Source organism: Paraburkholderia phosphatilytica, assembly GCF_003443895.1.
In the GTDB taxonomy this organism is placed as follows: domain Bacteria; phylum Pseudomonadota; class Gammaproteobacteria; order Burkholderiales; family Burkholderiaceae; genus Paraburkholderia; species Paraburkholderia phosphatilytica.
The window spans coordinates 59839-83790 of sequence record NZ_QQOA01000033.1; the positions used below are offsets into that span (position 1 = coordinate 59839).

Annotated in this window: 20 protein-coding genes; 5 read left to right on the plus strand and 15 right to left on the minus strand. The window is 65.0% G+C overall.

Annotated features, from left to right (window positions below):
• The 6 genes from tcuA to DVS29_RS27630 all read right to left on the minus strand — a co-directional run bounded on the left by tcuA (position 1) and on the right by DVS29_RS27630 (position 8642).
• The gene (gene tcuA / locus DVS29_RS27605; RefSeq protein ID WP_118183732.1) at positions 1–1500 is read right to left on the minus strand and encodes an FAD-dependent tricarballylate dehydrogenase TcuA; all 1500 of its coding nucleotides are present in this window, start codon (positions 1498–1500) and stop codon (positions 1–3) included.
• 51 nt (positions 1501–1551) lie between these two features.
• Positions 1552–2949 carry an MFS transporter gene (locus DVS29_RS27610; RefSeq protein WP_118183703.1) on the minus strand — a complete coding sequence of 466 codons (1398 nt, stop codon included), beginning with the start codon at positions 2947–2949 and terminating at the stop codon, positions 1552–1554.
• Between the two features lie 116 nt (positions 2950–3065).
• Positions 3066–4439 carry an MmgE/PrpD family protein gene (locus DVS29_RS27615; RefSeq protein ID WP_118183704.1) on the minus strand — a complete coding sequence of 458 codons (1374 nt, stop codon included), beginning with the start codon at positions 4437–4439 and terminating at the stop codon, positions 3066–3068.
• Positions 4436–5833 (minus strand): MmgE/PrpD family protein, encoded by a 1398-nt coding sequence (locus tag DVS29_RS27620; protein WP_118183705.1) that lies wholly within the window; start codon positions 5831–5833, stop codon positions 4436–4438. The genes DVS29_RS27615 and DVS29_RS27620 overlap by 4 nt, the downstream gene beginning before the upstream one ends.
• A gap of 23 nt (positions 5834–5856) precedes the next feature.
• A complete protein-coding gene (locus DVS29_RS27625; RefSeq protein WP_118183706.1) occupies positions 5857–7203 on the minus strand; it encodes an MFS transporter in 1347 nt (448 codons plus the stop codon).
• Between the two features lie 17 nt (positions 7204–7220).
• A complete protein-coding gene (locus tag DVS29_RS27630; RefSeq protein ID WP_118183707.1) occupies positions 7221–8642 on the minus strand; it encodes an MmgE/PrpD family protein in 1422 nt (473 codons plus the stop codon).
• 157 nt (positions 8643–8799) lie between these two features.
• Here DVS29_RS27630 and DVS29_RS27635 point away from each other — a divergent pair, with 157 nt between their 5' ends.
• The gene (locus DVS29_RS27635) at positions 8800–9735 is read left to right on the plus strand and encodes a LysR family transcriptional regulator (protein ID WP_118183708.1); all 936 of its coding nucleotides are present in this window, start codon (positions 8800–8802) and stop codon (positions 9733–9735) included.
• A gap of 49 nt (positions 9736–9784) precedes the next feature.
• Here the strand turns inward: DVS29_RS27635 and DVS29_RS27640 are convergent, their stop codons facing one another.
• The 4 genes from DVS29_RS27640 to DVS29_RS27655 are packed head-to-tail and all read right to left on the minus strand — an operon-like array spanning position 9785 to position 14511.
• Positions 9785–10771 (minus strand): ABC transporter permease, encoded by a 987-nt coding sequence (locus tag DVS29_RS27640; RefSeq protein WP_118183709.1) that lies wholly within the window; start codon positions 10769–10771, stop codon positions 9785–9787.
• Complete coding sequence (locus tag DVS29_RS27645) at positions 10768–11748, minus strand: ABC transporter permease (RefSeq protein ID WP_118183710.1); 981 nt, start codon at positions 11746–11748, stop codon at positions 10768–10770. Before DVS29_RS27645 ends, DVS29_RS27640 begins: the two co-directional genes overlap by 4 nt.
• Positions 11745–13331, minus strand: a complete 1587-nt coding sequence (locus DVS29_RS27650) for a sugar ABC transporter ATP-binding protein (RefSeq protein ID WP_118183711.1) — start codon at positions 13329–13331, stop codon at positions 11745–11747. The genes DVS29_RS27645 and DVS29_RS27650 overlap by 4 nt, the downstream gene beginning before the upstream one ends.
• 52 nt (positions 13332–13383) lie before the next feature.
• On the minus strand, positions 13384–14511 hold the full coding sequence (locus DVS29_RS27655; protein ID WP_118183712.1) for a sugar ABC transporter substrate-binding protein: 1128 nt from the start codon (positions 14509–14511) through the stop codon (positions 13384–13386).
• A gap of 420 nt (positions 14512–14931) precedes the next feature.
• Here DVS29_RS27655 and DVS29_RS27660 point away from each other — a divergent pair, with 420 nt between their 5' ends.
• Positions 14932–15660 carry a FadR/GntR family transcriptional regulator gene (locus DVS29_RS27660; protein WP_118183713.1) on the plus strand — a complete coding sequence of 243 codons (729 nt, stop codon included), beginning with the start codon at positions 14932–14934 and terminating at the stop codon, positions 15658–15660.
• A 15-nt stretch (positions 15661–15675) separates the two neighbouring features.
• Here DVS29_RS27660 and DVS29_RS27665 read toward each other — a convergent pair whose 3' ends face one another.
• Entirely contained in the window at positions 15676–16566 is an 891-nt protein-coding gene (locus tag DVS29_RS27665; RefSeq protein ID WP_118183714.1) for a LysR substrate-binding domain-containing protein, read from the minus strand.
• Between the two features lie 119 nt (positions 16567–16685).
• Between DVS29_RS27665 and DVS29_RS27670 the strand changes: the two genes are divergently transcribed.
• Positions 16686–17450 (plus strand): sulfite exporter TauE/SafE family protein, encoded by a 765-nt coding sequence (locus DVS29_RS27670; RefSeq protein WP_118183715.1) that lies wholly within the window; start codon positions 16686–16688, stop codon positions 17448–17450.
• A gap of 21 nt (positions 17451–17471) precedes the next feature.
• Here DVS29_RS27670 and DVS29_RS37440 read toward each other — a convergent pair whose 3' ends face one another.
• Positions 17472–17624 carry a hypothetical protein gene (locus DVS29_RS37440; protein WP_164708000.1) on the minus strand — a complete coding sequence of 51 codons (153 nt, stop codon included), beginning with the start codon at positions 17622–17624 and terminating at the stop codon, positions 17472–17474.
• Between the two features lie 246 nt (positions 17625–17870).
• Here DVS29_RS37440 and DVS29_RS27675 point away from each other — a divergent pair, with 246 nt between their 5' ends.
• A complete protein-coding gene (locus tag DVS29_RS27675; protein WP_205962521.1) occupies positions 17871–20099 on the plus strand; it encodes a TonB-dependent siderophore receptor in 2229 nt (742 codons plus the stop codon).
• 63 nt (positions 20100–20162) lie between these two features.
• Here DVS29_RS27675 and ald read toward each other — a convergent pair whose 3' ends face one another.
• Entirely contained in the window at positions 20163–21281 is a 1119-nt protein-coding gene (gene ald, locus DVS29_RS27680) for an alanine dehydrogenase (protein ID WP_118183717.1), read from the minus strand.
• A gap of 287 nt (positions 21282–21568) precedes the next feature.
• A complete protein-coding gene (locus DVS29_RS27685; RefSeq protein WP_420816170.1) occupies positions 21569–22480 on the minus strand; it encodes an AraC family transcriptional regulator in 912 nt (303 codons plus the stop codon).
• Between the two features lie 155 nt (positions 22481–22635).
• Between DVS29_RS27685 and DVS29_RS27690 the strand changes: the two genes are divergently transcribed.
• Positions 22636–23469, plus strand: a complete 834-nt coding sequence (locus tag DVS29_RS27690; RefSeq protein ID WP_118183719.1) for an oxidoreductase — start codon at positions 22636–22638, stop codon at positions 23467–23469.
• Positions 23470–23645: 176 nt separating this feature from the next.
• Here the strand turns inward: DVS29_RS27690 and DVS29_RS27695 are convergent.
• A partial coding sequence (locus DVS29_RS27695; RefSeq protein WP_276314345.1) for a flagellin occupies positions 23646–23952 on the minus strand: 307 nt, incomplete at its 5' end.

Consider the following 23952-nt stretch of genomic DNA (forward strand, 5'->3'; position numbering starts at 1 on the left):
TCACCGTGCCGCGAGTGCAGCCGCGCCTGCGCCCGCGCGCCGGCCGAACACCACGCCCGCAACGAGCCCCGTGCCGCTGCCATAGTTGTGGTAATACAGCCCGCCGACGATCTCGCCCGCCGCGAACAGCCCGCGGATCGGCATCCCGGATGCATCGAGCACTTCCCCATCGGTCGATACCTTCAGGCCGCCGAACGTGAACGTGACGCCCGTCGTCACGCCGTACGCTTCGTACGGCGGCGTATCGAGCGGGTTCGCCCAGTTGGTCTTGTCGATCGCGAGACCCTGAGTGCGCAGCCCATCGTGCACGTTCGGATCGAACTGCACGTCGGGCCGCGGCGCCGCGTTGTACGCGCGCACGGTGCGCAGGAAGCCTTCAGGGTCGACGCCCGTCAGCTTCGTTGCGAGCTCTTCGAGCGTGCCGGCCGTCTCCTTCGTGATGCGCGCGATCCGGTATTCGTCGCGCAGCAGCTTCGTCACCTTCTGGTCGAAGATCTGCCATGCGAACAAGCCCGGCTGCTTCAGCACCTCGTGACCGTACTTCGCATACGTGAAGCTGTGGAAGTCGAGGCCCTCGTCGAGAAAGCGCTCGCCCTTCGCGTTGACCAGAATCCCGAATGGATAGTTGTGCTTCTGAAAGCGGTCGCCGATCGTCAGGTCGCCGAACTCGGGCGCGTTCATGTCCCACTGCACCGCGTGCGCGCCGGACCAGTGGCCGGCCACCGCCGCGCCGATCTCCATCGCCATCCGGTGGCCCCAGCCAGTGTTGTAGCGGGTGCCGCGCACCTTCGCGAGGTCCCAGTTCGGTCCGAGATAACGCGCGCGCATTTCCGCGTTCGATTCGAAGCCGCCGCACGCGAGCACGACGGCCCGCGCGCGGATATCGACCTGGCGTCCCGCGTGCATCGCGCGCACGCCTTCTATGCCGCGTTCGCCGTATAGCAGCCCCATCGCCTGGGTCTGGTACAGCACACCGACGCGCGCGTCCGCGAGCGCATGATGCAGCGCCTCGACGAGATGCGTGCCGCCGCCCAGGATATGGCACGCGAGGCCGCCCCAGAAGCGGAACTTGCCGCCCACCTTGAACGCCTGGCGGCCGAGCGCCGGCTGGAAGCGCACGCCGTGCCGCCTGAGCCAGAGCGCCGCATCGTAGCTGTTGCCGATCAGCACTTCGGTGAGATCGGGATCGGCGCGAAATTCCGTGAGGCGGCCGATATCGTCGAAATACTGCTCGCGCGTATAGGTGCCGAAATCGATGTTCGGCAGATCGAGGTCCGCGATGTCGGGCGCGAGCTTCAGCAGATCGTCGACCGAGTCGTACACGAAGCGGAACGCGCCGCCGGTAAACGCCGAGTTGCCGCCGCGCGCCTGCTCGGGCGCGCTTTCGATCAGCGCGACGCGTTGCGCGCCGCGCTCGCGCGCGGCCAGCGCCGCGTTGGCCGCCGCGTTGCCGGCGCCCACCACGAGTACGTCGAGGTCATGCAGATCGTCGAGGGTCATCGAATCCATCTCCTTGTCTGAGCGTGTACAGCTGCAACGTGTGCGGCCGGTTCAGCGATGCGGATAGTCGGCGAGCTTGCCGATCGAGCCCGCTTCGTCGCGCGCGCCATCGACGGCCGGGTTCAGCGTCTCGAGGCTGCGTCCCGTGGTGCGCGGCCCGAACAGCAGCGTGATCAGCGCGGTCAGCAGCCACGCGCCGGCGATATACATGAACACCGTCACGTAGCCCAGGTTCGTGTAGATCGCCGCGATCACGAACGCGTTCGCGACATTCGCGATGCGGCCCGCGCCGTAAGTCAGGCCGGTCGCGCTATTGCGCACGCCGGTCGGGAACTGCTCGGGCGTGTACGAGTACAGGAGCGTCGCGAAGGTCTGCGTCAGCATCCCGACCGCGAAGCCGAACGTCACGATCAGGATCGGCGTGAAGCTCAGTCCGTACAGCAGACCGAACACTGCAATCAGCAACGCGACTACCGCGATCAGATGCTTGCGTTCGAAGCGGTCCGCCGGGTACACCGCGAGCAATGCACCGAGCGGTGCGCCGACGTTGATCAGCGTGAAGTAGGTGAGGCTGCGTGCGATCGTGATGCCGTGATGCACGAGCAGCGTCGGCACCCACGCTTCGAAGCCGTAGAAGCCGAGCGTTTGCAGCAGCCAGATCGCGCACAGCGTCAGCGTGCGGCGCCGGTACACGGGGTTGAACATCGTGCCCCACGGCTCGCGCACTTCGGGCGGCCGCGCGGCGACTTCGGGCGCGTCGAGCACGTGTCCTTCCGCGACCGCGCGCGCTTCCATCGCATTTAATGCGGCGTCCGCCTCGTCGTAGCGTCCGGCGCGCGCGCTCCAGCGCGGCGACTCAGGCAGCCGGCGCACCAGCAGCGGAAACACGATACCGAGCGCGCCCCACACGAACACCCAGCGCCAGCCGTTCTCGCCGTACGGCACCAGCAGCCGCGCGACCAGATTGGTCAGCGGAATCGCGCACAGGTTGATCACCATCGCCCACGACTGCCAGGTGCCGCGCGAGCGCGCCGGAAACAGCTCGGCGATGTAGGTCATCACCGTCACCATGCCGGCCGAGATGCCGAAGCCCGTCACCACGCGCGCCGCGAACAGATAGCCGACACTGGGCACGATGGCCGACGCGAGCGAGCCGACCGACGAGATCAAGACGAACACCACCAGCGAGCGCCGCCGCCCCATGCGGTCCGATAGCAGCCCGCCGAGCGTTGCGCCGAAGAACATGCCGATGAAACTCGCGGACGTGATCAGCGCGATCTCGTTGATCGCGATGTGCCAGTGGCGGATCAGCGCGGGCGCCGCCGACGCGAAGGTATTGATGTCGCAACTGTCGAAGAAGAGCGGAATCGCGAACAGCACCATCCACGCGCGATGCATCCGCGTGTTCGGCAGGCGGTCCACCCGCGCCGCGACCAGCGAGTCGTTCATGACTGTCTCCGGTTCCGGCGGTCGTAGCCGCCGTGTCATCGACGTGCGCGGGCACACCGCGCACTCCAGCCTTCAATCTCTAGCCATCAATCTTCGCTTCGTTCGTTTCATTCGCATCATTTGCTTCGTTCGCCTTGAAGCGCAAGCTGCGCGGTCAGCGCGGCAACGTCGTCGAGCGTTTCGATCTGCCACAGCATGTCGAGCGCCGCGCGGCACGCGTCGGCAGGCAGCGCATGCGCCGCGCAATCGAGGAACTTCGCTTCGATGCGCGACATCGGCAGCGGATTTGCCGACGTGCGTCCCGCCGCGCTCGCGACGCGCTTCGACAACCGCCGTCCGTCCGTCGTTTCCACCACGATCTCCGCGCCGAAGTGATCGGGCTGCTGGTCGGCAAGCGGATCGGGCTCCGCGCTCACGCGTTCCATCAGCGCGCGGATCGCGGCGTCCGCCCATGCGTCGCCTTCGAAATCGGACAACACGACGCGTCCTTGCGCGAGCGCACGCGCGACGCAGTACTGCACGCTGAATTTCGCATCGAGCGCGCCGGACGGCTGCGGCCGGTCGGTGTGCCGCAGTCGGCGCGGATGCGTGCGGGACACGATGCGCGTAACGTTGCGCGGCGTCAGTTCATGTTCCGCGGCGAGCATCAGCATCGCGTCGATCGCAGGGTGCGTGCTGCCGCAGCACGGGTACTGCTTGATCGCGATGCCCGGCGCGACGATATCGAGCGGGTCCGCCCAGTTGCGCAGCGCGGCAGCCGGATCGTAGTGACCCGCGCCGTTGTAGACCTCGAAGAAGCCCTGGCGATGGCCGAACGCGTCGTCGCCGGCCGTGAAGCCCTCGCGCGCGAGCAATGCCGCGACGAGTCCGTTGCGCGATGCGTGACCCACGTGCAGCGGTTTCGTCATCGTGCCGAAGTTCGCCTTCACGCCGGATGCGAACGATGCGGCGACGGATAGCGCAGTGGCGGTTCGTTCCGCATCGAGGCCGAGCAGATGCGAAGCGGCCGCGCATGCGCCGAACACGCCGAGTGTCGCGGTCGGGTGCCAGCCCTTGTCGTAGTGGTGAAAATTGACCGCGTGCGCGATACGCGCCTGTGCTTCAAATCCTGCTACGTACGCGGTGACGAATGCGCGGCCGCTCACGCTATGTGCATCCGCGAGCGCGAAGAGGGCGGGCAGGATCGGCGCCGATGGATGGCCGCCGAGCGTGTTGCTGCAGTCGTCGAAATCGAGCGCATGGGCGGCGGTGCCGTTTACGAACGCAGCGTCCACGGGCTTCATTCGCTCGTTGCTGCCGAAGCACAGCGCGGGTCCCGTTGATGGCCCCGCGACGCTGCGCGCGATTCGCGCGCACGGTTCGCTCGCGCCAGCCAGCGTCACGCCGACCGTGTCGGCGATACCGATGCGCGCCCAGTGCAGTGCTTCGTCGGGCAGATCGGCAAAGCGCAACGCGACGATCCGCTCGCCCAGCGTGCGTGCGACGTTCATCGATAGCCTCCTTGATGTGGCGCTGCATCGAGCCAGTGCAGGTCGGACTCGTGTTCGAGCGCGTCGAGACGCTCGAACAGCGAATCTGCCGCATGGCCCAGCCGCGATGTCATGCGCAGAAACTTGTCGCGCAACTGCGCGCGCGACAGCGGCGCGGACGGGCAACCGGGAAAATCGTGTTGCGCCTGGGTCGACGTCGTACTGTCGTCGAGCGTGACGGTGGTCACGGTCGCGAGTCCGGTTGCGTCACTTGCGATGACTTCCACGCGCTGCGCGAGCGCATGCACGCGCGGATCGTCGAGCAGCGCCGCGCTGAACGCGCGCGGATCGTCCGCGTCGTGCAGCAGCGCCGCGGCTACGCAGTACGGCACGCTGTATTGCGCGAGCACCAGATCGCTCGGTGACTTGAGGTTGTGATTCGCGGCGAGACGCGCGGCGCCTTCGATGCGGATCGACGCGACGCGGCTCGCGTCGAGCGCGTGCGCGGCGCGCAATTGACTGATCGCGTAGACCGGCGTGTGCGCGACGATGTGACACGCGTAACGCTTGATGCACAGCGTAGGCGTTTCGTAGTGGCTACCGTCGAGCGCCGCGGTGAGCGCCGCTTGATCCGAACTCGCGCAGTACGCGTGCAAAAAGCCATAGCGTCCATCGAGCACGCTCGACGGTCCATCGAAGCCGGCCTGCACGAGACGCACGGCAGTGACGCCCGCCTGCGCCGCGCGGCCCAGGTGAATGCGCTTCACGAGTCCGCCGTCGCTGGCTTTCGCGAATTCGAGCAGGCCGCCCGCGAGCGAACCCGCGATGCCGAGCGCGCGGCACAACGCATCCGCATCGAGACCGGCGAGCAGGCCCGCGACGATCGCCGCGCCGAACGGTCCCGTCAGCCCCGGCGCGTGGAAGCCGCGCGCCTCGGCCGAATGCTTCGTCGCCGTGCCGATGCGGAACATCACCTCGATGCCGGCGACGAGCGCGGTCAACAGATCGCGGCCGGTTGCATTGCCATCGCGTGCGCGCAGCGAGGCCATCTGCGCCGCGGCAAGCGCCGCCGGCACGAGCGCCGCGCCCGGATGCACGCCGACTCCGGGTTGCCGCAGGCTGTCGAGTTCGGCCGCGTGCGTGAGCACGCCGCCCGCGAACGCCGCGGCCTCCGGCGCGACGCGATGCATGCTGCCGACGATCGCGCACGACCCGGGCGCCGCATCCGCGATGTAACGCAGCGCGGCCTGGCCCGCTGCCGTGTCGTGCCCGTAGACGGCCGCGCCGATCGCATCGACGAAGCAGTCTTTCGCGCGCCGCACAACGTCGGCGGGCAATGCGTCGAAACGCAGCGCGGCCGCGTATCGCGACAGCGCCTGCGCCGCAAATGGCGCGACGGACGAGCCTGACTGCATCGACAAAGTCTCCAGACGATGAATCACGTGCGCGCTTCGTCGTCGATCACCGACCGATGGCGCGTCTCGGGCATCAGCCAGTACGTGACGAGCGAAACGGCCGCGCACGCGCTGACGTAATAGAAGAACCACGACTCATGATCCGCATGCTTGAGGCGCAGCGCGAGAAACTCGGTCGTGCCGCCCATCACGGACGACACGATCGCGAACGGCAAGCCCACACCGAGCGCGCGCACCTTCGCCGGAAACAGTTCCGACTTCACGAGCCAGTGGATCGACGAAAAGCCGCTCAGTATCGCGAGCGCGGCAAGACTCAGGCCGAACGCAGTCCACGCGCTGTGCGTCGTGCCGAGCGCATGCATCAGCGGCACCGTGAGGAACGTGCCGCCGAAGCCGAAGATCATCATCACCGGCCGCCGGCCGATCACATCGGAGAGCCACCCATACAGCGGCTGGCAGAACATGTAGATCACGAGCGCAACCGTCGCGATCAGCGTGGCCGTGTCGCGGCTGAAGCCCGCGGTGTTGACCATGTACTTCTGCAGATAGATCGTGAACGTGTAGAACGCGACCGTGCCGCCCACGCTGATGCCGATCGTCCACAGTGTTTCGCGGCGATGCTGGACGATCAGCGCGAGCAGGCTGCCGCGTTCCGTCGTGGCATCGCCTGTGTCCGTGCCCGTACCCGCTTGCGCGTACGCGTCGGTCTCCGCGATGCCGCGCCGCAGATACAGCGCGAAGATCGCGAGCGCACCGCCGATCGCGAACGGAATCCGCCAGCCCCATTGTTCGAGCTGATGCGGCGTCAGCGCGAGACGCTGCAGCACCAGCATCAGCGCGAGCGCGACGAGCTGTCCCATCACGACCGTCACCTGCACGAAGCCGACGAAGAAACCGCGCTTTCCCGCGGGCGCCATTTCGCTGAGATACGTCGCGCTGGTGCCCGCTTCGCCACCCATGCTGAAGCCCTGCAGGAGCCGTGCGCAGACGAGAATGGCCGGCGCCGCGACGCCGATCGATGCGTAGGTTGGCGTGATCGCGATCAGCAGCGAGCCCGCGCTCATCATGCCAACCGAGAGGCTCAGCGCCACGCGCCGCCCGCGACGATCGGCGAGGGCGCCGATCGCCCAGCTGCCGAGCGGCCGCATCACGTAGCCGATCGCCGCGATGGCCGCGGCATTGAGCAACTGCACCGTGCGGTTGTCGCCGGGAAAGAATGCCTGGCTGAAGTAGATCGAGAAGATCGAGTACGCGAGAAAGTCGTACCACTCGATTACGTTGCCCGCGCTGCCGCCGATGATCGAGCGCATCCGCATGCGCCGCGCCGTGCGCGGCGAAGTTGCGGCGAGAGAGTGGGGCGTGGCGGCCATGTCGGTTCCGCGATGCGCTAGCGTTGCGGGCCGGCCGCGAGCAGCGCGGCGAGTTCGCCCGTGTCGGCCTGGTCTTCCGCGTGCATCACCCAGTCGACGATGCGCTCGGCGTGCCCAGCGGGAATACGGTGCGTGGCGAGCTTCATCATCTTGTCGACGATGTCGGTTTCGCTCGCGAATGCGTGCTCGCTGCCGCGCTGCGCTTCGACGGTTTCTTCAAGGCGCGTGCCGTCGCGCAGCAGGATCTCGACGCGCACCATGTGCCGGAACGTCGGACCGCGCGCGGTGATCGCGGGGTCCTCGAGCACCTGCACGCGGTCGGCGAGCGCCATCCGTTCGCGGTCGGCCACACGCTCTTCGCTGAACTGGTCGACGAATACGTCGCCTTCCAGCAGCAACGTTGCGACGCAATAGGGCAGGTTGAGCTGCGCCGAGGTCAAACCCTGCGGCACGTATTTCCAGCCGACGTGATCCATCGTCACGCGCGAACCATGCACGACAATGCGTTCGATGTCGGCCACCTCGAACGGATGGCGTGAGCGCATCGCACGGATCGCATCGAGCGTCGTGTGATTGCTGCCGACGCACGAGTAGAACTTCAGCGCGACGCGCATCGTCTCGAAGCGCTCGCCGAGCCCGTCGACGAGTTGCGTCAGATCGAAGCGGTCGTCGGAGCGCGAGAACGTGCTGCAAAAACCGCCGTACGGATTTTCGAACACGTCGACGATACCGGTGAAGCCGTTCTGCGCGAGCAGCGCGCCGTACAGGCCGCTTTGCGCGGCGCGGCCCGCGTGCATCCGCTTGACCATCGCGCCGAACTGCGCGGCCATCAGGCCCGCGGCCTGGGTGCCGCCGATGCCGAGCGCGTGCACGGTCTGCTCCGTATCGAGCCTTAGCGCCGCGGCAGCGCCCGCGGCCGCTGAATAGACGCCGACGGTCGCGCCCGAATGCCAGCCCTGCGCGATGTGCTCGGGACCCATGCACATACCGACGCGCGGACCGATCTCGTAGCCCGCGACGCACGCGCGCAGGAAATCGCGACCGCTCATACGCGCATTCGCGGGCAGGCCTTCCGCGATCGCGACGATGCCAGGCAAGGTCACGGCGCCGACGTGCAGCACGCCGACGCGATGCACGTCGTCGAGTTCGAAGCTCTGCACGAGCGTGCCGTTCACGAGCGCCGCGTGCGGTGCGGACAGACGGCGCGACGTGCCCCACACAGCGCAGCTGCGGGTCGAATCCACCGCATCGAGCGTATCGGCGAGGATCTCGCTCCAGCGCAGGCCCGCGCCGAAAATCGCGCAGCCGATCGAATCGAGTACGAGCAGCTTGATGCGCGCGCGCACCTCGGACGGAATCGCGTCATAACGAAGTCCCGCGACGAAAGCGGCGATGCCGGCCGTATACGCGTTTCCACCAGGATTGTCGGATCGGTTCATTGCTGGAGCGTCTCGTTGATTTGCGCATCCAGTATCCGCAGCGCGGGATGCTTTGTGAATTGCACGTCGCGTGATTATTATTGCTTCACATGCAAGAGTTCCGGAGCTTCGCTTGACGCGTTCGAACCGTTTGTCCCAAGGGCACGATTTACCGCCCGTGTCATTCGCCAACCGCTTTCCCGGCGTCGATCTCGACGCGTTGCGCGCGTTCGTGTCGGTCGCGTCGCATGCGTCGTTCAACGATGCGGCGCTCGAACTCAATCTGTCGGCGCCCGCGTTGACGCGCCGCATCAAACGTCTCGAAGCCGCGCTCGACCTGAGACTTTTCGAGCGCACCACGCGTTCGGTCGCGCTCACCACGTCCGGCGAACTGCTGTTGCCGCGCGCGCAGGGCGTGCTGCGCGAACTGGATGCGTCGCTTCGGATCGTGACCGAAGCGACGCGCATCCGCGCGGGCCAGCTCACCATCGCATGCATTCCGACCGCGGCGAAGTTTCTGCTGCCGAACATCATCGGCAGCTACCACCGGCGGCGCCCGGAAGTGAGGCTGCGCCTGATCGAAGCGGATCTCGCCACCGTCACGCGGCGAGTGGTGGATGGCGATGCGGAGTTCGGCATCGCGTTTCTCGTCAACGACACGCCCGAGCTCGCGATCGACGCGTTGCTCGAAGACCCGTACGTGCTCGCGTGTCCGTCCGATCATCCGCTCGCCGCGCACGAGCACGTGGCATGGCGCGAACTGCGTCCGTGGCCGCTGATCGTGTCGGGCACGACGAGCGGCAACCGGCGGATGCTCGATACCGCGTTGCGCGACATCGACTGGAAGCCGGAGCGGCTGATCGAGATCGAGCACCTCACCACGTCGCTTGGGCTCGTCGAAGCGGGGCTCGGCATCTCGATCATTCCGCGCTGCGCGGCGCCGCGCGATACGCACATGCGGCTCGCGATCCGGCCGCTGATCGAGCCGTCCGTTGCGCGCGTGCTTGGGTTGATCCGCCGACGCGACGCGCCGCTTTCGCCGGTCGCGCGCGATTTCCGGCTGGCGATGCGGCGCATGGCGCCGCTGAAGCTGGCCGAGGCGGGGTGGGATTGAGATTGATCAGTAGCTCGAACGAACTTGACGCGCTTCGGTGCGCGATCGCCTACGCTTCCTGTTTGCTGCGTCCGTAGAGCAGCAGCATCGCCGCGATCACCACGCCGTAGATGATCTGGCGTCCCGCCTCCGGCATCTGCGCAACGGACAGGATCGACTGCAGCAGCGTGATAAGAATTGCGCCGGCCACGGTGCCGAGATACGAACCCCGGCCGCCCAGAATCGACGTGCCGCCGAGCACGACCGCCGCGATCGCGGGCAACAGATACGCATCGCCCATCGACTGTGCCGCTTTCGACGCATAGCCCGCGAGCAGCACGCCGCCGAACGCCGCGAATGCGCTGCACACGGCAAACGCGGCCACGGTCACGAGACGCGTATTGATACCCGACAGATACGCTGCGCGCTCGGTGTTGCCGATCGCGTACAGCGTACGGCCGAAGGTGGTGCGCGACAGCAGGAACATCGTCGCGCCGCCGATCACCACCCACAGCACGACGGCGTTCGGCACGCCCGGTACGAGCCAGCCCGCCGCGAGCCATCGCATCGCGGGCGGCGCGGAATCCTGCGGCGACGATCCGCCCGTGTAGACGATCATGATGCCCTGCGCGACCGCGTTGGTCGCGAGCGTGGCGATCATCGACGGAATGCGCAGCAGCGCGACGAGGATGCCGTTGACGACGCCGATCAGCATGCCGCAGCCAATTCCGACCGGAATCGCGAGCACGCGCCCGAGTTCGCCGTGCCCCGCGACGGCGCAGCCCATCATTGCGCCGACCGTGATCGTCCATGGCAGCGACAGGTCGATGTGGCCGAGCAGGATCACCATCATCAGCCCGGTCGCGATGATGCCGAGGAACGCGCCGACTTTCAGCTGCAGCAGGATGTACTCCGGCGACATGAAGTTGCGCGAAAACATCCCGCCCACCAGCAGCAGCGCGACGATGCATGCGAACGCGATCACGATCGGCTTGTCGATCCTGCGCGTGAGCCGCGACACGAAGGTGGTCCGGCTGGTTGCGGAAACGCCGCTCATTGGAACCACTCCAGACGGTTGCGCACCCTGAACAGTCCGCATGCGCCGATCGACACGGCAAGCAGCAGAATCACACCCTGAAACAGCGGCTGCCACAGCGCATCGACGTTGAACACGAACAGCAGGTCGCCGATGGAACGGAACGCGAACGCGCCGAAGATCGCGCCGATCGCGCTGCCCTTGCCGCCGAGCAGCGACACGCCGCCGATCACCACCGCGGCGATCGAAAACAGCACGTACGAGTTCGCGCTGCCGAGACTCGCTTCACCGGTGTCCGTGAAGAACGTCAGAAAGAGACCGCCGATCGCGGCGAGCACGCCGGCGAGCGTATAGCTCGCGAATTTCGCGCGGCGGATCGGCATGCCGGACAGGAACGCCGCAGGCTCGGACGAACCGGTCGCGTAGGCCGCGCGTCCGACTGCCGAGCGTTTGAAAGGAATCCAGACGATTATCACGGTCGCGATCAGGATCAGCAGACTCGTCGGAATGATGCCGGCCACCTTGCCGGTCAGTATGTCGCCGAGGTCGTCGTTGATCGTTCCGCCGGGAACCGGGCGCAGCAGCAGCGCGAGCCCGTAGTACACGGCGCCCGTCGCGATCGTCGTCACGATCGGCTGCAGACGGCCGAAAATGATGATCACACCGTTGAGCGCGCCGCACAGCGCGCCGGACACGAGCACGCCAACGATGCCGAGCGCGGTATGCAGCGCGTCGCCGACGACGATCCACGATCCGAGGCAATTGGTCAGCACGAGCATCATGCCGATCGACAGGTCGATGCCGGCCGTCAGCACGACGAGCGCCTGCGCCATCGACACGAGCGCAAGCAGCACCGCCTTGTTCGCGGCCGTCTGGAACACGTTCGCGGATAGGGAAGACGGATAGTTGAACAGGTAGATCGCGAACATCAGCACGAACAGGCAGAACGCGAACGTCGTGCCGCGATTTTCCGCATACCAGTAACGCAGCCCGCTCATGATGCGGCTCCTGTGGAAGGCGAGGGCTGCTCCGCGGTTTGCCCAACAGGCAGGTCCAGCGCGCTCGCAATCAGGTTCTGCTCGGTGATCGCCGGGCCGACCAGTTCCTTCTTGATCCGTCCTTCGTACAGCACGAGCACGCGGTCGCAGCAGCCGATCAGTTCGTCGTAGTCGGTTGAGTAGAAAAGAATCGCGGCGCCTTCGTCGGCGAGACGCCTCAGGAGCTGATAGATCTCCTGCTTGGTGCCGACGTCGATGCCGCGCGTCGGATCGCTGAGCAGCAGGATGCGCGGCTTGCGGACCAGCCACTTCGCGATCACGACTTTCTGCTGGTTGCCGCCCGACAGCGACCCCACGGCCGCGTCCACATCGAACGACTTGATCGCGAGTGTCTCCATCATGCTGTCGACGCACGACTGCTGGCGCTCGCGATCGATCACGCCCGCGGTGGACATGCGATCGAGCGCGGCGAAGGAGAGGTTTTCGCGCACCGACATCGGCAGCATCAGGCCTTCGGTCTTGCGGTCCTCCGGAATCAGCGCCATGCCGATTCCGTTCGCGCGCGCGGCCACCGGGCTGCCGATCGACACGGGCTTGCCGTCGATCTCGATCTTGCCTTCGCAACCGCGCAACACGCCGAACAGCGCGAGCAGCAGTTCGCGCTGGCCTTGCCCGTCGAGGCCGCCCAGCCCGAGAATTTCACCGCGCCTTAGCGAAAAGCTGATGCCTTGCAGCGTGTCGTTCCATGCGAGATCGCGGCAGGCGAGCACCGGTGCGGCGGCGTTTCGTTGCTCGGACTTGTCAGCAGGCTTGTCCGCGGGTTTTTCTGGAAATGCATGCTGGTACGTCCGCCCGATCATCATTTCGATGACCTCATTATCGGTGCGCGCACCCGCGTCGAAGCTCATCACGTGACGGCCGTTCCGGTAGACCGTGCATTCGTCCGCGAGCGCCTTCACCTCGTGCATCCGGTGCGAGATGAAGAGCAGCGCGAGTCCTTCTTCGCGCAGGCGCTTCAGCACGTCGATTACACGCGCGACGTCGGCCGCGGTCAGCGCGGAGGTGGCTTCGTCGAGAATCAGGATGCGCGGCTCGCGCGCGAGGCCCTTCGCGAGTTCGACCATCTGCTGGCGCGACAGCGGTAGATCGCGAATCTTTGCGAGCGGATTGATGTCGGGTGCGCCCGCGCGGGCGAGCGCGGCTTCGGCCTGACGGCGTTGCGCGCGGCGGTCGATCATGCCGAAGCGTCGCGGCGGGTTCGACGCGAAGATGTTGTCCGCCACGCTGAGGTCGGGGATCAGCGACAGCTCCTGATACACGCAGACGATGCCGGCCGCGTTCGCCGCGGCGGGCGACGCGAACGACACTTCATGGCCGTCGAGCTGCATCGTGCCTTCGTCCGGCTGCACGACGCCGGACATCACCTTCAGCAACGTGGACTTGCCCGCGCCGTTCTCGCCGAGGATCGCGTGGATGCGTCCCCGGCGCACCGCAAGCTCCGCATGATCCAGCGCGACGGCGCCGCCGTAGCTCTTCGACACACCGGACATCTGAAAGAACGGCTGCTCTACGTCCTGCTGCATGCATCGCCTCCCGTCACGTCGCGCGCAATCGCGCCTTCACGCCATCACGCGATCACTGGTTGCCCTGGCTCTGCTTCATGATTTCCTGCGCGGAGAAGTTGATGCCGCACGTCGGGAACGAGTTGCCGACGAAGAAGTTGTCGGACTCGTTCGGGAAATAGTTGGTGCCTGCTTTCAGCTTCGAATCGTCGGTGACGTCGAGCGGTAGCTTGATCGCGACGGGAATCGTCTGGCCATCCAGCGCGGCGAGGGCGGTCTTGATCGCGACCGCCACCTGCGCGGGACCGCTGCCCGCCGACGTGCATTTCAGGCCCTGGCCGCCGTACTGCGCGCAGAATTTGCGGAAGCCGTTCTCCGTCTCGCCGCCGAACGGCACGAACGGATGCTTCGCATCGATCATTGCGCGCACCACGCCGGTGTCGCCGCCCTGCGCGGAAATGCCGTCGAAATGGCCCTGCACCGCGATCGCATCGGCGGTGGCCTTCTGCGCGACCGCGTCGTCCCACTTGCCGTAGACCTGCACGACGTTCCACTTTTTGCCGGTGTCGTCGAGCGTCTTCGTGAAGCCGTTGTGCCGGTCGGTGTCGACCGAGGTGCCCGCCACGCCGCGCACCTCCAGCACCTTGCCGCCGTTCGGCAGATGGCCCGCGAGCCACTTCGCCCACAGCACGCCGAGCCCGTACTGGTCGACGTCGACGTTGATCGCGTCTTCGCTGTCGAGCGTATTGTCGAACGCGATCAGCACCACGCCGGCTTTTTTCGCGCGGCGGATCGCGGGTCCGAACGACGCCGGATTCTGCGCGTCCACGATGATCGCGTCATAACCGGCATCGATGAAATTGTTGACTGCCGAGATCTGCGCGGGCACATCCTCGCCGGTCGACACGACCTTGAACTCCTTGAGCTTTGCGGCAACGGCCGGTTGCGCGGTATAGGCCTTGGCGGTCTTGATCATCTGGATCCGCCACGTATTCGCGATATAGCCGTTCACGAGCGCGATCCGGTAGGGGCCGTTTTTCTTCGGATACTTAACGAATTTCGTGTCGCTCTTCCACGGGACCATACACGTGGGGTCGCTGGACGGTCCGGACACGATCGATGCCTGTGCGAATGCCGCACTCGCGGACAACGCCAAAGCCGCGGTCGCCGCCGCTCGAAGCACCTGGATTCCTGAAAGCATGTTGTCTCCTTGTTGTTGGATTGAACCTGCCGTTTGCCGGCGCACATGTCTCGTCATGCAATGCCGACACGGTGTGTGACGCTGGGAATCTTGCGGATGTGCAGCAGCGGGACTGAATCGGACTTACCGAACCAGCGTGAACCAGCGGAATGACCTCTTCAAAGGCGTCCCCTCGAAGCGAAATGGAACGCATGTGCGAACGCCTCCACATCTGACAGTACTGGCATACCAATCTGCGCGCGATAGTGGTTTACCAGTGCGTCCATGCACAGCGCGATCGGCCTGAAACCCGCGCCGATGCTATGCCGGACGCGTCGTCCCGGCGCACGGAAGCCGGCCGCGGAATGACATGAAATTGGTGTACCATTTTTTGGCGACTGCCGCCGCCACGGTGCGGCTTGGACGATTTCAGGAACCCGGATGGCCGACCTCTTGCCCACGCCAACCGGCCGCAACGCCGATGCGGACGCGGCCGATCGTTCCTATGTCGGGCTGGCGAAACAGATCTACGACCTGATCGCGGCCGGCGACGTCGGCCCTCGTGCGCGCCTGCCTTCCGAGCGAACGCTCGCCGAGCGCTTTGGCGTGAGCCGTACGCAGGTGCGCGAGGCGATCATCGCGCTGGAAGTGCAGGGCGTGGTGGAGGTGCGCGTCGGGTCGGGTATCTACGTGGCCGATGCACCGGATGCGCGGCCTCTCACGTTCGAACTGCCGCGCGGGCCGGGTCCGATCGAAACGCTGCGCGCACGGGCAGTGATCGAAAGCGGCATTGCCGCGCTGGCCGCGACCGAACGCAAAGACTCGGACCTCGACCGTCTGTTCGCCACGTTGCGCACGATGCGCGAAAACATGGACGACAAGGCCGCCAACGAAGCCGCGGACCGCGAGTTTCACCTCGCGATCGCGCGGGCAACCGGCAACGAAGTGCTCCGGCTGGTGGTGACCGCTATGTGGGACAACTCCCGCGCCGACCCGTTGTGGAAAAAGATCGAAGAGCATTTCCACACGCCGGCGTTGCGCGCGGCTTCGCAGGAAGACCATCAGCGGATCTTTTCGGCCATCATGGCGCGCGACGCGGCCGCTGCGCGCACGGCGATGCAGACGCATCTTGCGCGCGTGATCGACGAGTTCACGCAGGCGTGGCGTTAAGCGTAAGCCGCACCCTTAAGCGTTAGCCGCTCCGTCAGTCAGTTGTTGCGCGAGCAGGCGGGCATGTCGTGTCAGCGTGGCGAAATCGCGTGCGCACAGGTGCAATTGCCTCGTGGCCCAGCGGTCGGAGAGCGGGGCGATCGTCACGCGCCGGTGACGTACCGCTTCGATCGAAGCCTGCGAGAGTATCGCGATCCCCACGCCCGCTTCCACCAGCATCGCAACGTTTTCGATGCCGTGCAACCGGATCCGGTGATTCAACTGTCGTCCGAGGCGCGACGCGCGTTCCGCGAGATGCATCTCCAGCGCCGCATCGGCGACACCCACAAACGCTTCGTCCAGCAGATCGGCGAACACGACCGGACGACCTGTCACGATGTGATGTTCATGCGGCGCGATCACGACCAGTTGATCCTGCGCGATCAAATGGGTTTGCAGCGCACTCAGGTCCGCGATGTCGGCGACGATGCCGAGATCGGCGCGTCCGTCGGCTAACGCCAGAACGATTTCCGCGCTAGGGCGTTCATCCAGATCGATCGACAGATCGGGGTGGTCCGCGAGAAAGCGGCCAAGCCGCGACGGCAGAAAGGCGGCCAGCGCAGCCGTGTTCGACAGCACCCTGATGCGTCCTTTCAGGCCCGCGGCGTACGTGCGCAACTCGCCGCGCATCTGTTCGACCTGTTCGAGAATCGAGCGCGCATGTCGAGCCAGCGCGTCGCCGGCGGCTGTTGCGCTCACGCCGCGACGATTCCTTTCGAGCAGCGGCGTACCGAGCGTCGTCTCCATGCCCGCGATCCGCTCGCTCACCGACGCGAGCGCCAGATGCAGCGTCTGCGCGCCGCGCGTGAGGCTGCCTTGCTCGATCACGGTCAGGAAGAGACGCAGGTCGGTCAAATCGAAGCGCATGGGTATCGATCCTTTGGTATGGCCTGGGTTGCATTGCGGAAGACGCTTCGGAGCAGCCGAAGTCTGGCATTGGAATTGCCAGATTGTGACGCGACCTTTGAGCCCTTAGCATGCACGCTATGTCTCCACTTTTCATGGTTTTCTTTGCGGGCTTGCTGGCCGGTGCGATGAACGCACTGGCGGGCGGCGGTTCGTTCGTCAGCCTGCCGGCGCTCATCGCCGTGGGCGTGCCTCCGGTTCAGGCGAATGCTTCGAGCACGGTTGCGCTGTTTCCTGGCGGCGCTGCCAGCGCGTGGGCCTATCGGGACGGTCTGGGCCCGGTTGGTCCGCTCACGCTGCGCTGGCTGATGATCGCGACGCTGGCGGGAGGATTCGTTGGCGCGATTCTGCTGCTGTGCACATCGTCGACGGCCTTCTCGTTTGTGTTGCCCTGGCTCCTGCTGCTCGCGTGTCTCGCATTGGCCTTTGGCCGGCGTCTTGGCGAAGCATTGCGTGGCCGCGGACATCTGAGCGGCGCCGTCGCGCTGACGGTCCAGTTTGGACTCGGCATTTACGGCGGCTATTTCGGCGGCGCGGTCGGCATCATGATGATGGCCGTATGGAGCCTGATCGACAGCCGCGATTTCAAGCGGCTGAATGCGCCACGCACGCTGCTCGTCAGTACGGCGAACGTGTGCGCCGTACTGACCTTCGTGATTGCTCGTGCCGTCTATTGGCACGAGACGCTCGTGATGCTGGTGGCTGCGATCGTCGGCGGGTACGGCGGCGCGCTGATCGGGCGGCGGATTCCACCCAAGGTCACGCGCGCGGGTACGTTGCTGGTGACCCTCTGTATCACGCTGGTGTTCTTCGTGCGCGCGTATGCGCCGTCGGTCCGGCTTTGACGGGATCCATCATGCTGTGAGCTAGGCCTGCGCATGCGCCGAGTTGCAGATGGCCGGATAGAACGTGACCACCTGCTCGACGCTCCAGTCGATCGGAAAGTCGTGCGAGAGGCTGCAGCGACCTTTGGCATCCCCGCCGATGCGTTCGCGGACGCCGTCGATGAAGGCCGGCACATTCTGGCCGCAGACGGTCGCGAAACCAGAACTCCAACCGATGTAGGTGAATGCCCCAGTTCATCACGGGAATGACACGGGCGGACAAACCCATGTTCGCGCAACGGTCTGTCTCCCGATTGTTTCAGGAGGCTTTCAAAACGCCGCCGGTTTTGCTAGTATGCGCTCTGCGAATGAGAATGCGTCGCATTTATAAATTGCTTCGACATCCAGCCGGGGCGGAGCGCGCCCGGATTTCAGACCGATATGAACAACGAAGAACGTCAAAAAACCACACGCCGCACGACGCGCACACACCCTCGTCCTTTGCGGATTGCCGCCTGGCTGACGTTTGCCGCGGCCGCCCAATCGGCATTTGGCCAGACCGCCGCGCAAGAGGGCGCGGCCGCGCCGGCGAGCGGCGCGACTGCTGCCGCTTCGGGTAAAGCCGCGGTTAGCGCCGACGGAGCGCTGCCGGCCGTGCAGGTGAACGCGACCTCGGTGTCCGATACGCCGCTGCATCTGGAGACGCCCGTTTCGAATGGCGCGCTCGGCACGCGCTCGCAGATCGATACGCCGTTCTCGACCACGGTGGTGACCGGCGAAGATCTGGCGGACCGCCAGGCGAACAAGCTCGGCGACGTGTTTGCGGGTGACGCGTCGGTCACCGACAACAGCAGCGCCTATAGCGCGTGGGCCACCTACATCACGGTGCGCGGCCTCGCGATCGACTGGCAGAACGGCTTCAAGATCGACGGCAATCCGTTCATTTCGTACGGCATCACGATGCCCTATGAAAACCTCGAACGCGTCGAACTGCTCAAGGGCCTCGGTGGCTTCATGTACGGGTTCGCGGCACCGGGCGGCGTGGTCAATTACGTGACGAAGACGCCGGGCAAGGACCCGGTGACGAGCTTCGACGTCGGTTACCGGATGGACGGCGTGCTGACCCAGCACGCCGATCTGAGCCGCCGCTTCGGTCCGGACGGCATGTTCGGTGCGCGCATCAACTACACGCACGAGCAGGGCAAGACCTATAACGCGGGCAACATCAACCGCAATTCGGTGGCGCTTGCACTAGACGGCCAGCTCACGCGCGACCTCGACGTCTATTTCAACGCGATCTATCAGCAGAGCCGCTCGAGCGGTCAGACGCCTTCGATCTACATTCCGGGCACCTATACCGGTTCGAGCCTGCCCGCGACGATCAGCGGCGGCACCAACTGGCTCGACAGCGCCGGCCAGCATCTGAACACGAACCTGCAGCTCTACACGGCGGGCGTGAAGTACCAGATCGCGCCGGACTGGACGTTCAACACCTCGGCGAGCTACAGCAAGGTGGCGCGCGACCGTAACGAGAGCACGCTCACGCTGCTGAACCAGGCAGGCGACTACACCGATACCCGCTGGAATGGCGACGAAGGTCATCAGGACATCTACTGGCAGGGCACCTTCGAAGGCAAGGTGAAGACCGGACCGTTCGCGCATCAGCTCGTGTTCGGCGCCGCTGTCCAGCGTCAGACCAACGATTACGGCACGGCGGCCAGCACGATTTACGACACGCTCGGCGCGGGCAATCTCTACGAGCCGAATCCGTACGCTTACTACTCGGGCAGCGGTCTCGCGAAGTACCGCGCGAGCGAGATCAACCAGAAGGCGCTGTTCGTGAGCGATACGGTGCAACTGACGAGCCGCTGGTCGGTGCTCGCAGGCTTGCGCTACACCAATTACGATCAGGAAACCTTCTCCGAAGCGGGCGCAACCACCGCCGCGTACGGCAAGAATGGCGTCATCACGCCAACTTTCGCGCTGATGTACAAGCTCGATCCGCTGACCACGATCTACACGAGCTATGTGGAGTCGCTGGAAGCGGGGCAGGTTGTTGCGGACACCTATGCAAATGCCGGTTCGGTGCTCAACCCGCTGCGCTCGCGCCAGTACGAAGTGGGCATCAAGACCGAGCACGGACGCTGGAGCGCTAACGCGGCGCTGTTCCGTATCGAACGCGGCGCGACCTACACGAACAGCCAGAACGTGCTGACGCAGGACGGCACGTCCATTTATGAAGGTATCGAAGCGGGCGGCAGCGTGCGTCTGGGTCGCGACTGGCAGGTTGCGGGCGACGTGATGCTGCTCGACACGTGGTACGCCAAGGGGCAGACGTACAACGGCAAGCGCGTGGCCGGCGCCCCGCAGTTCACGGCCGCCGCGCGCGTCACTTACGACGTGCCGCTGGTGCCGGGCCTGCAACTGGGCGCCGACGCGAAGTACACGGGCAATACCGAAGTGCGTCCGGCCGGCGACCTGCAAACGGGCGGCTACATGCTCGTGAACGTGGGCGCGAATTACATGACGCGCATCGGCGGTCACGACGTCACGCTGCGTGCGGCGGTCGACAACCTCGCAAACCGCCGCTACTGGTTGTTCCAGTACGACAGCTACATTGCGCCGGGCGAACCGCGTACGGTGAGCCTGAACGCGAAGATCGACTTCTAGCCGCGCGTTGCATCGGAGGCGCGGCCGCTCGAACCGGCCGCGCCTCGTCTGCTCAAGTTTGCGTTATCCAGCGGCGATGACCGCTGCGTCTTCGCAGGTGTAGCCCAAAGCTTCGGCAACCTCAGGGCAGGTCACCTTGCCAAACGCGACATTCAACCCGCGACGCAGATGTTCGTCGCCGGTGAGCGCCTTGCGCCAGCCCTGGTCGGCAATCTGCAGAACGAAAGGCAACGTCGCGTTATTCAACGCGTAAGTGGACGTGCGCGGCACGCCGCCCGGCATGTTCGCCACGCAGTAGTGCACGATTTCGCCGACCATGTACGTGGGGTTCGCGTGAGTGGTAGGTTTCGCCGTCTCGCAGCAACCGCCCTGGTCGATCGCGACGTCCACAATGACCGAGCCTGGGCTCATCGCATCGACCATCTTGCGCGTGACGAGTTTGGGCGCGGCCGCGCCGGGCACGAGCACGCCGCCGATCACGAGGTCGGCATCGAGCACGTGTTGCTCGATATTGTCCTGATTCGAATACACCGTGATCACGCGTGCGCCCAGCAACCGGTCCATGCGTCGCAGCGCATCGACGTTGCGGTCGATCACGACGACCTGCGCACCCGTGCCGACCGCTATCTGCGCGGCATTGCTACCCACTACGCCTGCACCGAGAATCACGATCTTCGCAGGGGGAACACCGGCCACGCCGCCGGGCAAAATGCCCTTGCCGCCATGTGCGCGTTCAAGGCAGAATGCGCCCGCCTGAATCGACATGCGACCCGCCACCTCCGACATCGGCGCGAGCAGCGGCAAGCCGCCGCCGCGCTGCGTGACGGTCTCGTAGGCGATGCAGACCGCGTTGCTGCGAACGAGATCGGCGCACTGTTCGGGGTCCGGCGCGAGATGCAGATAGGTGAACAGAATCTGCCCTTCGCGCAACAGCGCACGCTCGGGCGCCTGGGGCTCCTTGACCTTGACGATCATGTCGGCAGCGGCAAATACCGCTTCGGCACTGGGCGCAACCTGCGCGCCCGCGACGCGGTAAGCGTCGTCCGATGCGCCGATGCCGGCGCCGGCTCCTGTCTCGACGTCCACGCTGTGTCCGTGCGCGACGATCTCACGCACTGAAGACGGTGTGAGGCCGACGCGATACTCGTGGTTCTTGATCTCCTTTGGAACGCCTATGCGCATGTCGCCTCCTCAGAATGAACGCGGAATTTGCGCGTGGCGTCGATGCCATGCCCGTCCGCGAGTAGTAATTTCGACAATACTATCGACGGTAAGGCAGCAGTTGTTAATGTAATTGCGGGCAGTTTTGGTTGAAACGCCTGAAGATAGCGATGTACGCGCATCGCCTTGCATCACGGGATCAAGGGTTTATACTGAGTCTTGTCTCCTCCATGTCTCCTTTGATACGGATTCAGCCCGCCTCCGCGCGGGCTTTTTCTTTGGCTGGCCGCAAGCTCGCCGTGGAAAGCTTAGTGTGACGAAACATACGTCGCGCCATCGAATGCCGCCGGGATCGCGAAGCTTTTGCGCATACGTTTTGTCTCCGCGGCAGGTGTCAAACCAAAGAGCCGCTTGAATTCTCTCGAGAACTGGGAAGTGCTCGTGTAACCGACGGCGTGACTCGCTGTGTCCGCGGTTAGTTCCTCACGCAACATCAGCAAGCGGGCCTGATGCAGACGCGTCGACTTCACGTACTGCATTGGCGACACCTGCGTGACCGCCTTGAAGTGGCTATGGAAGCTCGGCACGCTCATACCGGCTTCTTCGGCAAGCCGTGTCACATCGAGCGACTGCGCGTAAGCGGTGTGGATCAGCCGTAGCGATCGGCCTATCCTGCCGAACTGTCCTCGCATGGCTAGCGCTTCTCGCATCGAGCCGCCTTGAGCGCCGGTGAGTACACGAAAGTACAGTTCGCGCAGGAGCCCGGGACCGAGCACGGCGGCTTCCAGCGGCTGCTGCATCGCTTCGAGCAAGCGCAACACGGACGTTTGCATGGCTTCGTCCATCGGCGTGGAGGTCATGCTTTGCGGTGTTTCGATGCGTTCCGTTACGTGTTCACGATCGATCTGCTCCGCCAGTTCGGCGGCCAGCGCGAAATCGAGGTGCAGATACAGCGCAAGCAGCGGGCGCTCCGCGGTTGCATCGGTTTCCATGCTGAACGGCACCGGTACGGACACCGCCAGGTAGTGACGCTCGTCGTACAGATAGAGTTGCTCTCCAAAGTAGCCCCGCTTGCAGCCCTGGCACACGATCACGATGCCGGGATCGTAAAGAACCGGCGTGCGCGACAACGCGCGGTTCGAACGCAGAATGCGGACGCTGGGCAGCGCGGTCAGGTTGTAGCCCTCTTCGGGAGCCAGCGCGCGCAGCAGGGAGACCATACGCTTCTGGCTTTGCGAGGAGAGTTCGGAACGGCGAGGGGAGAGGTGCTTGCTGCTCATAGTTTTGGGCAATAAAACTAGCGGATTTCGCCTTATCGGGCGTTGAACCTGAGACTAGTATGCACGTTCCTCACAACATTCGGGAGCGTGCTTCAATGACATCCAGCAAAACGTTGCTCATCACGGGCGTCAGCAGCGGCTTCGGCCGTGCGCTCGCACACGAGGCGCTGGCGGCAGGTCACAAGGTGATCGGCACCGTGAGAAGCGAGCAGGCAATGCATGAATTCGAGTCGCTATCTGCGCACGCGGCGTTCGGACGTGTACTCGACGTAACGGACTTCGACGCCATCGAGCGCGTTGTAACGGAGATCGAAGCGGGCGTGGGGCCTGTCGATGTGCTCGTGAACAACGCCGGCTATGGCCACGAAGGCATCGTGGAAGAATCGCCGATGTCGGAACTGCGTCGACAGTTCGATGTGAACGTATTCGGCGCGGTCGCCATGATGAAGGCCGTGTTGCCCTTCATGCGAGCACGTCGGCGCGGGCATATTCTGAACATCACGTCGATGGGCGGTTACATCACCATGCCGGGAATCGCGTACTACTGCGGCAGCAAGTTCGCGCTTGAAGGCATCTCCGAAGCGTTGAGCAAAGAGGTCAAGCCTTTCGGTATCGACGTGACAGCCGTGGCGCCAGGTTCGTTCCGCACGGACTGGGCTGGCCGTTCAATGTCTCGAACACCTCGCTCGATCGCGGACTACGACGATATGTTCGATCCTGTCCGCAAAGCACGCGAGGAAAAGAGCGGCAGGCAGCTAGGCGATCCGGGAAAAGCCGCGCGTGCGATGCTTGCCGCGATCGATGCGGAGCACCCACCGGTGCATCTCCTGCTGGGCAGCGATGCGCTCGGGCTGGTGCGAAACAAGCTGTCGGCGCTGGAGGATGAGATTCGCGCGTGGGAGACCGTGACGCTCTCTACGGACGGTTGAAGCGCGCTGGCTTCGGGGCGGCAGGGCACGCCTGCTGCGATTTTGAACGCCATAAAAAAAGCGGAGAGTGTCTTGCGACAGTCTCCGCTGGAGAACACCATGCTTAAGCATGGGTAACTGGCATGTGCGGGCGGCTACTGCCTGGTCTGGACCGCTCGCCCATGCCGACTTACACGTTATTGCAGCAGCTTGAGAACCTGCTGCGGCAGCGAGTTGGCCTGTGCCAGCACCGAGATACCGGCCTGTTGCAGCACTTGTGCCTTGGAGAGATTCGCGGTTTCCTGCGCGAAATTCGCGTCGGTGATCTGCGATTGCGCGCTGGCCAGGTTCGTCGAAGCGCTTTGCTGCGTCGTCACGACCGACGCGAAGCGGTTCTGGGCCGCACCCAGCGTTGCCTGCAGGTTGTTCACCGTGGACAGCGCGTTGTCGATCGATTCCATCGCGGCGCTGGCGCCGTTCGTCGTGCTGATGTCGATGTTCGAC

Coding starts and splice junctions, on each gene's coding strand:
- DVS29_RS27650 (WP_118183711.1), bottom strand. CDS start 13,331: ATGCAGCAGGACGTAGAGCAGCCGTTCTTTCAGATGTCCGGTGTGTCG.
- DVS29_RS27610 (WP_118183703.1), bottom strand. CDS start 2,949: ATGAACGACTCGCTGGTCGCGGCGCGGGTGGACCGCCTGCCGAACACG.
- DVS29_RS27660 (WP_118183713.1), top strand. CDS start 14,932: ATGGCCGACCTCTTGCCCACGCCAACCGGCCGCAACGCCGATGCGGAC.
- DVS29_RS27690 (WP_118183719.1), top strand. CDS start 22,636: ATGACATCCAGCAAAACGTTGCTCATCACGGGCGTCAGCAGCGGCTTC.
- DVS29_RS27615 (WP_118183704.1), bottom strand. CDS start 4,439: ATGAACGTCGCACGCACGCTGGGCGAGCGGATCGTCGCGTTGCGCTTT.
- DVS29_RS27630 (WP_118183707.1), bottom strand. CDS start 8,642: ATGAACCGATCCGACAATCCTGGTGGAAACGCGTATACGGCCGGCATC.
- DVS29_RS27665 (WP_118183714.1), bottom strand. CDS start 16,566: ATGCGCTTCGATTTGACCGACCTGCGTCTCTTCCTGACCGTGATCGAG.
- DVS29_RS27645 (WP_118183710.1), bottom strand. CDS start 11,748: ATGAGCGGGCTGCGTTACTGGTATGCGGAAAATCGCGGCACGACGTTC.
- DVS29_RS27640 (WP_118183709.1), bottom strand. CDS start 10,771: ATGAGCGGCGTTTCCGCAACCAGCCGGACCACCTTCGTGTCGCGGCTC.
- DVS29_RS27675 (WP_205962521.1), top strand. CDS start 17,871: ATGAACAACGAAGAACGTCAAAAAACCACACGCCGCACGACGCGCACA.
- tcuA (WP_118183732.1), bottom strand. CDS start 1,500: ATGACCCTCGACGATCTGCATGACCTCGACGTACTCGTGGTGGGCGCC.
- DVS29_RS27620 (WP_118183705.1), bottom strand. CDS start 5,833: ATGCAGTCAGGCTCGTCCGTCGCGCCATTTGCGGCGCAGGCGCTGTCG.
- ald (WP_118183717.1), bottom strand. CDS start 21,281: ATGCGCATAGGCGTTCCAAAGGAGATCAAGAACCACGAGTATCGCGTC.
- DVS29_RS27670 (WP_118183715.1), top strand. CDS start 16,686: ATGTCTCCACTTTTCATGGTTTTCTTTGCGGGCTTGCTGGCCGGTGCG.
- DVS29_RS27655 (WP_118183712.1), bottom strand. CDS start 14,511: ATGCTTTCAGGAATCCAGGTGCTTCGAGCGGCGGCGACCGCGGCTTTG.
- DVS29_RS27685 (WP_420816170.1), bottom strand. CDS start 22,480: ATGGTCTCCCTGCTGCGCGCGCTGGCTCCCGAAGAGGGCTACAACCTG.
- DVS29_RS27625 (WP_118183706.1), bottom strand. CDS start 7,203: ATGGCCGCCACGCCCCACTCTCTCGCCGCAACTTCGCCGCGCACGGCG.